Source organism: Shewanella sp. HN-41 (genome assembly GCF_000217915.1).
In the GTDB taxonomy this organism is placed as follows: domain Bacteria; phylum Pseudomonadota; class Gammaproteobacteria; order Enterobacterales; family Shewanellaceae; genus Shewanella.
The window spans coordinates 61,562-69,689 of sequence record NZ_AFOZ01000047.1; the positions used below are offsets into that span (position 1 = coordinate 61,562).

Consider the following 8,128-nt stretch of genomic DNA (forward strand, 5'->3'; position numbering starts at 1 on the left):
GCTAATGGGTTAATTTTAATCTTTAGTGCCTATCAATAACAGTAAAAGCTCGATTTAAGAGCCAAACAACATGGACCGCACCATGAAACGGTTAATTTTACTCGCGTTAATGACATTCAATTGCACGTTTGTTTCCGCAGATACCCTTACGCTTAAAGCGGGGCATCCCGAGTCATATGTGGTAAAAAAGGGCGATACCCTTTGGGATATTTCAGCGACTTTTTTAAATGATCCGTGGAAATGGCCGCGTCTATGGGATGTTAATCCACAGATCGCAAACCCCCACCTTATTTATCCCGGCGACCAGCTCACCTTAGTCTTTATCGACGGTCAACCCAGATTAGTGCGTAATGGCTCCAATGAAGGTAAACCCCATATCAGAAAGAGTCCTGAGGGTCGTATCATTGCCAAAAATGATGCTGTGCCCGCCGTTGATCTGGCTCTGATTGAGAACTATCTGGTTCAAAATCGAGTGGTTGATTCGCAGTGGCTCGCCGCACAACCTATGGTGCTCGCGGGTGAAAGCCCTTCACGTCACCATGTATTGGGTGATGTGATTTATATCGACAGCGAATTACCTTTAAATAAAAAATACGGCGTCTATGAACATGGTCGTGAATTTTTCAATAAGGAAACCGGTGAAGCCTTAGGGCAGGAAGCGATTCTAGCATCAACTGGTCAAGTTATTGAGTCTGGTAAGGTTTCTAAAATTAAACTGCTGAGTAATTACCGTGAGACTAAGGCCGGTTTTAGAGTTCTGCCGATGGAAGATGATTCTTTAATGTCTGCCTATTTCACCCCTAAACCCGCGGATTTAAAGACACCTGCTACAGTGTTAGCCATTGAGTCTAGAATGCGGGAAGCGGGTAAGCTGAATGTCGTGTACTTAGATAAAGGTAAACAGGATGGCGTTGATCCTGGTGAAGTGTTCTCTATTTACCGTGATGGTGAAGAGATAGTTATCAGCCATGATGGCTTACCCGTACCCGCCATCGAACGTACGGCCTATGACAATATTGTCGCATCGATTTCATCGGATCGAGCGATAAAAATGCCTGATATCTACCATGGCAGCCTGCTCGTTTTTAAAGTGTTTGATAAGGCAAGCTTAGGATTAATTGTCGCTAATGAACGTCCAGTTCGGGTTGACGATAAGCTAGTAGCTCCCGACTCTTTAGCCTATAGAGGTCAATAATTTCTGCACACTTGGTCGATTGGTTAGTTGTTAGTGCTGTATCTGGGCTTGGACCCGCTCAGATCCAACAATTATTAAAACACATGGATGTGGACGATCTCAGGCAGAGGTTAGAGCATGAAAGACAAGCCCTACCTTTATCGGATCAACGGCTCCATAGCCTTGTTATTGATTATCAAAAAGTGGATCTTGCCCTTGAGTGGCAACAGCAGTCTGAGTTCAATCATTTAATTTGTTTCTCCGATCCCCTTTATCCTCCCTTACTAAAACAATTGTCCGATCCACCTACAGTGCTATTTGTTAAAGGATGCTCAGAGGCATTGGTTTTACCTTATCTCGCCATTGTCGGGAGTCGAAATGCTTCGCCTGGTGGTTTGCAGGTGGCTTATCAATTAGCGAGTGAAATGTCCGCCCTTGGGTTTGGCATTTGTAGTGGTATGGCAATGGGGATTGATGGTGCCGCCCATAAGGCCTGTGTCGATCAGAGTCGAAGGACGATTGCTATACTGGGAACCGGTATTGATACTATTTATCCCCGTAGACATCGACAGCTTTATGAGAATATTCAGCAGCAAGGCTGTATACTCAGCGAGTTTTGGCCGGATGTTGGGCCGTTTGCGGGGAATTTCCCGAAACGGAATCGCATTATTAGCGGTCTTTCTCTCGGTACGCTAGTGGTAGAGGCCTGCCGAAAAAGTGGTTCCTTGATCACTGCCAGACTGGCAATGGAACAAGGGCGTGAGGTGTTTGCCGTTCCCGGTTCTATTCTTGGTGGCTATCATCAAGGTTGCCATGATTTATTGCGTGATGGCGCAAAACTTGTGGAAACCGCGGCCGATATAGTAGATGAGTTGGCAAGTTTGACCGCTTTCCACCTTGAAGAATTGGAGTTATGCCACCATATACAGCTACAGCAAGGTGAGATTTGTCATTTGCCATTTTCGTCGCTGTTAGCTAGTGTAGGTTATGAGGCTACAACAATTGATGCTGTAGTTGAACATAGTGGAAAAACGATAGATCTGGTGTTAGAACAAATGCTTGAACTTGAGTTGCAAGGTTGGGTTGTTGCAGTACCCGGTGGTTACGTCAGAGTAAAGAGGAGCTAGCCATGTTTGATATCCTCATGTATCTATTTGAAAACTATGTTCACAGTGAAGTTGAACTATTAGTGGATGAAGACGAGTTAACCAAGGAACTCACTCGTGCTGGTTTCCACCAGTCCGAAATTTTAAAAGCGTTAACTTGGTTGGAACGTCTAGCGGAACTACAGGAAGGGGATAAACCTTACCTGTGTAACCATGATCAACATTCATTTCGTATTTACACCAAAGACGAAATGGAAAAGTTAGATGTGGAATGCCGTGGTTTCTTGCTGTTTTTAGAGCAAGTGAAAGTGCTGAATGTCGAAACCCGTGAAATGGTGATCGATAGAGTTATGGAACTCGATGAACCAGCCTTAGTTCTTGAAGATCTAAAGTGGGTTATCTTGATGGTGCTATTCAACGCCCCCGGCCATGAATCCGCCTATGAGCAAATGGAAGATTTAATTTTTGAGCAGCCCGAAGGCCGACTACATTCTTAATCGTTGCGATACTATGAATAATGAGAGAAAGGAGGCTAAGCCCTCCTTTTTTGATGCCATGAGTTTGTTGGTGGCCAAGCGTTATGCGCTCTGATGGGTGGTGAATGATTATGTCAAAGATCGATGAACAATTATTTAGTGCCCATGAGCACGCGTTGGAAAAAGAATACGAACTTTGCCCCGAGTGCGGCAGTGAGTTATCGGTAAAACACAGTAAGCACGGCAGCTTTATCGGGTGTAATAACTATCCCAACTGTGGGTATACGCGTCCTTTAGTGCAACACGAAGCCATTGAAACCCAAGTGATACAAGGTTCAGTCTGTCCTGAATGTGGCCATGAGTTGGCGGTAAAATCGGGACGTTTTGGGATTTTTATCGGTTGTACTCAATATCCAAGTTGCACTCATATTGAAAAGCCCGACCAAGGGGCAGATAAGCCGGATATTCTTTGCCCTGAATGCAAAACGGGTAAGCTGGAGCACAGAACGAGTCGTTTCGGTAAGAGTTTTTATGCCTGCAGTGCTTATCCTAAGTGCAAGTTTATTGTGAATTATCCACCGGTTGCTGAAGAGTGCCCGAATTGTGGTTATGGGATCTTAGTCGAGCGTAAAGGTGCGGCGGGAATGCGTTTAGAATGCCCGCAAAAAACCTGCAAGTACAAGCGCCCCTTGTAAGTTAGGCCATTGCATAATATTTGTTGCCATAGTGCGGCTTGAGTATAATCCCCAACCGACCGTTAGATGGGGCGGCGAAGATTCGGGTAATGACAAAAACTGACAAGACGCATAAGGTGATTTGATAATGTTGCAGCTACACCCATCCGATATAAAAGACACCATTCTTCAAGGTGGCGTTATCGCCTATCCAACCGAGGCGGTTTATGGTCTAGGTTGTGACCCCGATAATGACACCGCCATCAAAAGATTATTGGCGGTAAAGCAGCGGCCATGGCAAAAGGGATTAATCCTTGTCGCCAGTGAGTTTTCGCAGCTGCTACCCTATGTGGATGAGACTCAATTGACCGCTGAACGACTCGACTTCGCCTTTTCCAAGTGGCCAGGACCTTTTACCTTTGTTATGCCAGTCAAAGCGCAGGTTTCAAAATACCTCTGTGGTGAATTTGATTCTATCGCAGTGCGAGTGTCCGCCCATGCAGGGGTTCAAGCCCTATGCCGTGCACTCAATAAGCCCTTAGTGTCGACCAGTGCTAACCTTGCGGGTGAAGCCCCTGCATTATCTGCCGCTGAAATCCTTGCCGATTTTGAAGGTAAAATTGATGCTCTCGTGTTGGGTGAGCTCGGCGAACAATGTCAGCCCTCGACCATTATCGATGCGCGTAGTGGCAAAATTTTACGAAATGGACAATGAGCAAACCAATAATAAGGATAACAAGATGAGTGTGCCTGATGCTGCAGTGGTAAAAGCGTTTTTACTCGATCTACAAAACCGAATTTGTGCAGGTTTAGAAAAGTTAGATGGCCAAGCGAACTTTGTCGCCGATTCATGGACCCGCGCCGAAGGCGGCGGTGGCACTAGCAGAGTGTTAACCCAAGGTGCAGTATTCGAGCAAGCTGGGGTTAACTTTTCCCATGTGACTGGTGCAGCTATGCCTGCATCGGCTACGGCACATCGCCCAGAACTGGCAGGTCGCAGCTTTGAAGCCATGGGGGTTTCATTAGTCATCCACCCTAATAATCCCTATGTCCCCACGACTCACGCCAATGTGCGCTTCTTCATCGCCCAAAAAGAGGGGGCCGATCCCGTGTGGTGGTTTGGCGGTGGTTTTGACTTAACGCCCTATTATCCCTTTGAGGAAGATGTGCGCGAGTGGCACCAGACGTCTAAGGATATTTGTGCGCCTTTTGGGGATGAGGTTTATCCCAAGTATAAGAAATGGTGCGATGAGTATTTTTTCCTGCCGCATCGTAATGAAACCCGCGGTGTGGGCGGACTGTTTTTCGATGACTTGAATCAAGGAGGATTCGATCAAAGCTTTAACTTTATGCAAGCCGTGGGCAATGGCTTCTTAACCGCCTATGCGCCGATAGTTGAGCGTCGTAAAGCAACCGCATTTGGTGAGCGCGAGCGTCAGTTCCAACTCTACCGTCGTGGTCGTTATGTTGAGTTCAACTTAGTCTACGACAGAGGCACTTTGTTTGGGCTGCAGACAGGCGGACGTACCGAGTCTATCTTAATGTCGATGCCGCCGTTAGTGCGTTGGCAATATGCTTATACGCCAGAGGCGGGAAGCCCAGAGGCAGATTTGTACGATAACTACCTTAAACCTCGCGACTGGGTTTAGCCAGTAATCTTATGAAGTGGATACAGCATCCACTTTATTGATTACGCATATGATCGGCCAGAGTTGAAATCGCCTCAAAGATGGCGGCTCGATGCTCTGGCTTTTTAATGTTCTCTTCAATCGCAAACTTCATACAAAACAGCCATTGATCGCGCATCGCCTCATCAACGGCGAAGGGCATATGTCTTGCTCGCAATGCGGGGTGGCCATATTTTTGCTGGTAGAGCTGCGGCCCGCCGAGCCAGCCACTTAAAAATTCGAACAACTTCTGCTCTGATTCTGCGATTGGTGCCCTATGAATGGCAAACAGAGTCGTTGTCTCTGCCGAGTTTGCCATCTTCTGATAAAAACTCTTGGCGATAGCGCGGATCACTTTTTCGCCGCCGATTAAATCATAGGCGTTAGATTGACTAGGATCGCGATCATCCTGCGGTGGAGTATGCTTACTAAAAATCTTTTTAAGCCAGTTCATTGGAATAGCCGTTCACTAAAATAGAGAGTATTGAGCCGATGGCGCATTATAGCGTGAAAGCTAGTTGAGCATAATTCGTCTTGCATGACCCTAAAAGCGCGCTAGACTGCAAAGCCATTGAGTCTAAATTTAATATCGCTATGACAGACAGATACGCAGTGTTTGGTAATCCAATTAGCCACAGTAAATCCCCTTTTATCCATGGGCAATTTGCCGTATTTACGCATGAATCATTAACCTATGAAGCTATTCTTGCACCGGTCGATGGTTTTGAAGCCTCATTGGCGGCATTTTTCAATGCGGGAGGTAAGGGCGCCAATGTGACAGTACCTTTTAAGGAACAAGCTTTTGCACTGTGTGACACTTTAAGTCCTGAGGCCAGATTGGCTGGCGCAGTCAACACCTTAAGTTTATTGGCCGATGGCTCTATTCGCGGTGATAACACCGACGGCTTAGGGCTGGTGGCCGATCTCATCGCTAACTTAGGCAGCTTGCAAGGTAAGCGCGTGTTACTCATTGGCGCTGGTGGTGCGGCGCGTGGTTGTATTCTGCCGTTATTAAATGCAGGGATTGCGCAGCTGACCATCAGTAATCGTACCCACACTAAGGCGCAGCATTTGGCCGATATCTTTACCTCAGTGGATAACGGTGCTTTTGCGAATAAAGTCACCGCCGTAGAAATGAGTGGGCTTGCGGGTGAGTTCGATATCATCATTAATTCAACCTCGGCGAGCCTTGCGGGTGAGTTGCCACCTGTGCCTGCACATATCATCACTAGGCAAACTGCCTGCTATGACATGATGTATGGCGCCTCGGTTACCACTTTTAATCAATGGGCACTCTCCCAAGGTGCGGTGAAAGTCATTGATGGGCTTGGTATGTTAGTCGGGCAAGCGGCTAAAAGTTTTACCCTATGGCGAGGTATTGAGCCCGACACTCAAGCAGTGTTGGATCTTTTGAGGAATAAACTAATGGCCGAGCCTAGGTAGGAAACATGAATCAAAGTATTCTTTTCCCCGAGCTGCAATATTGGGACTATGCCCACAAGCGGGTCTGCTTTATAGCGCAGTCACAGGGAATGAACATCAAGTGCTATATCAGTGCGAATAAGTTAGCCGAGCTGAATGATTTCTCCGAACAACCGAGTACCGATGAAGCCGCTGCTATGCTGGCATTGTTTGATGCGGTGAGATTTGATGCCGAAGAAATGGCGGAGGAGCTAATCGAAGCCGAAGAGTTTGATGAGTTTGGCGCAGTACACTTAGGTTAGATGAATTTAAGAGATAGGGTACATGAAAATAACGGGCTCACATAAACACGATGTAACAACCGATGGCTTAATTGAAATGGATTCAATTGCCATTGCAGTAAACTCATCAGCTCTTAGAGATATAGCCAAGTTTCTAAATGACGCTGCAAATGAAATGGACAAACTTGGCAATGACTTCGATCACATTCACTTAATGGATTTATGGCCCCAATGGCAAGACAACTTCCCTGATATTCAGGTGCTCAGTGAAAAATACAGTTAACAAAACCGTTAACCATATAGCCAGTTAAAACGGTGTGAGATGTCAAAGTTAGATCGAGTGTAAATATTCTCAATCAGCAAATAGCAGAAGACGGCAGAGACTGGATAAGTCTCTGCCGTCTTCTTTATATAGCTATAGTGATACTAAGCGACTCACTATAAGTTGCTAGAGGTTTTGTAACTCGACTAAGTACTCGTTTTTCAGTCTGACATAGTTATCGGCAGATTCTGGCAAAAAGGCCATCTCGGCAGGCGTTAATGGACGAGCCTGCTTAACTGGGCTGCCTACATATAAATAGCCACTCTGTAATACCTTGCCCGGCGGCACTAAAGAGCCTGCACCTAAGATCACATCATCTTCTAAAATCGCACCGTCGAGAATAATCGCGCCCATGCCCACTAATACTCGGTTACCGACTTTACAACCGTGGAGCATGGCCTTGTGACCAATAGTCACATCATCACCAATAATCAGTGGATGGCCATCGGGACGAGAAGCTGACTTACGCGTCACATGTAATATGCTACCGTCTTGCACGTTCGAGCGTTTACCAATACGAATATGGTTAACATCACCACGCGCCGCCACCATAGGCCAAATACTGGCATCAGTATCTAACGCAATATCGCCAACAAGCACTGAAGCTTCATCTACATACACGTTATTGCCTAATTGAGGGTGAATACCTTGGTAAGTTCTGAGTGGCCCTGACATAGAAAAGTCCCTAATTGAGTGGTTTTTTGCATTATAAAGGTTAAAAACTAGCTGGTCAGGTCAAATATCCAACGAACAGTGAGGAAATGACAATTATCTTAAAAATAGGGGTTGCGCACTTTCTCAATCTCCCTATAATGCGCATCCACTGACACGGCAGACAGCGAAAGCCGCCTGATGTGACAGTTCATCGATGAGTTTACTGATTGATGAGCGAAAAGAAAGTTTTAAAAAACTCCTTGACGCGAAACGGGAAATGCGTAAAATGCACGACCCTGAGTTGACGAGAAGTCAGCCCTAGCCAACTGGAAGCGTTCGACGCTCAGTGTGG

11 protein-coding genes are annotated in these 8,128 nt (G+C 46.2%); 9 read left to right on the plus strand and 2 right to left on the minus strand.

All coding sequences use genetic code 11. The annotated features are described in order from the left end of the window. The first annotated feature begins 70 nt into the window (after positions 1-70). The 6 genes from SOHN41_RS19505 (at position 71) to hemF (ending at position 5,079) form a co-directional block, all read left to right on the plus strand. On the plus strand, positions 71-1,195 hold the full coding sequence (locus tag SOHN41_RS19505; protein ID WP_037459774.1) for a LysM peptidoglycan-binding domain-containing protein: 1,125 nt from the start codon (positions 71-73) through the stop codon (positions 1,193-1,195). A gap of 83 nt (positions 1,196-1,278) precedes the next feature. After that, entirely contained in the window at positions 1,279-2,301 is a 1,023-nt protein-coding gene (gene dprA, locus SOHN41_RS19510; RefSeq protein WP_007652398.1) for a DNA-processing protein DprA, read from the plus strand. A 2-nt stretch (positions 2,302-2,303) separates the two neighbouring features. Beyond that, on the plus strand, positions 2,304-2,777 hold the full coding sequence (locus SOHN41_RS19515) for a DUF494 family protein (RefSeq protein ID WP_007652399.1): 474 nt from the start codon (positions 2,304-2,306) through the stop codon (positions 2,775-2,777). A 110-nt stretch (positions 2,778-2,887) separates the two neighbouring features. Then, the gene (locus tag SOHN41_RS19520; RefSeq protein ID WP_007652403.1) at positions 2,888-3,451 is read left to right on the plus strand and encodes a type I DNA topoisomerase; all 564 of its coding nucleotides are present in this window, start codon (positions 2,888-2,890) and stop codon (positions 3,449-3,451) included. A gap of 127 nt (positions 3,452-3,578) precedes the next feature. Next, complete coding sequence (locus SOHN41_RS19525; protein ID WP_007652405.1) at positions 3,579-4,145, plus strand: L-threonylcarbamoyladenylate synthase; 567 nt, start codon at positions 3,579-3,581, stop codon at positions 4,143-4,145. A gap of 25 nt (positions 4,146-4,170) precedes the next feature. Then, complete coding sequence (gene hemF / locus SOHN41_RS19530; RefSeq protein ID WP_007652407.1) at positions 4,171-5,079, plus strand: oxygen-dependent coproporphyrinogen oxidase; 909 nt, start codon at positions 4,171-4,173, stop codon at positions 5,077-5,079. A gap of 34 nt (positions 5,080-5,113) precedes the next feature. On the opposite strand, the gene SOHN41_RS19535 is transcribed toward hemF, so the two are convergent. Then, positions 5,114-5,551: a group II truncated hemoglobin gene (locus SOHN41_RS19535; protein WP_007652409.1), complete on the minus strand. Its 438-nt coding sequence runs from the start codon at positions 5,549-5,551 to the stop codon at positions 5,114-5,116. Between the two features lie 140 nt (positions 5,552-5,691). On the opposite strand from SOHN41_RS19535, the gene aroE reads away from it, so the two are divergent. Genes aroE through SOHN41_RS19550 form a run of 3 tightly spaced genes read left to right on the plus strand, consistent with a single transcriptional unit; the run spans position 5,692 to position 7,083 of the window. After that, positions 5,692-6,540: a shikimate dehydrogenase gene (gene aroE, locus SOHN41_RS19540; RefSeq protein WP_037459784.1), complete on the plus strand. Its 849-nt coding sequence runs from the start codon at positions 5,692-5,694 to the stop codon at positions 6,538-6,540. A 5-nt stretch (positions 6,541-6,545) separates the two neighbouring features. Continuing rightward, a complete protein-coding gene (locus SOHN41_RS19545; protein ID WP_007652414.1) occupies positions 6,546-6,821 on the plus strand; it encodes a DUF1488 domain-containing protein in 276 nt (91 codons plus the stop codon). 22 nt (positions 6,822-6,843) lie between these two features. Continuing rightward, the gene (locus SOHN41_RS19550) at positions 6,844-7,083 is read left to right on the plus strand and encodes an Imm32 family immunity protein (protein ID WP_007652416.1); all 240 of its coding nucleotides are present in this window, start codon (positions 6,844-6,846) and stop codon (positions 7,081-7,083) included. Between the two features lie 165 nt (positions 7,084-7,248). On the opposite strand, the gene SOHN41_RS19555 is transcribed toward SOHN41_RS19550, so the two are convergent. Next, a complete protein-coding gene (locus SOHN41_RS19555) occupies positions 7,249-7,797 on the minus strand; it encodes a gamma carbonic anhydrase family protein (RefSeq protein ID WP_007652418.1) in 549 nt (182 codons plus the stop codon). Between the last annotated feature and the right edge of the window lie 331 nt (positions 7,798-8,128).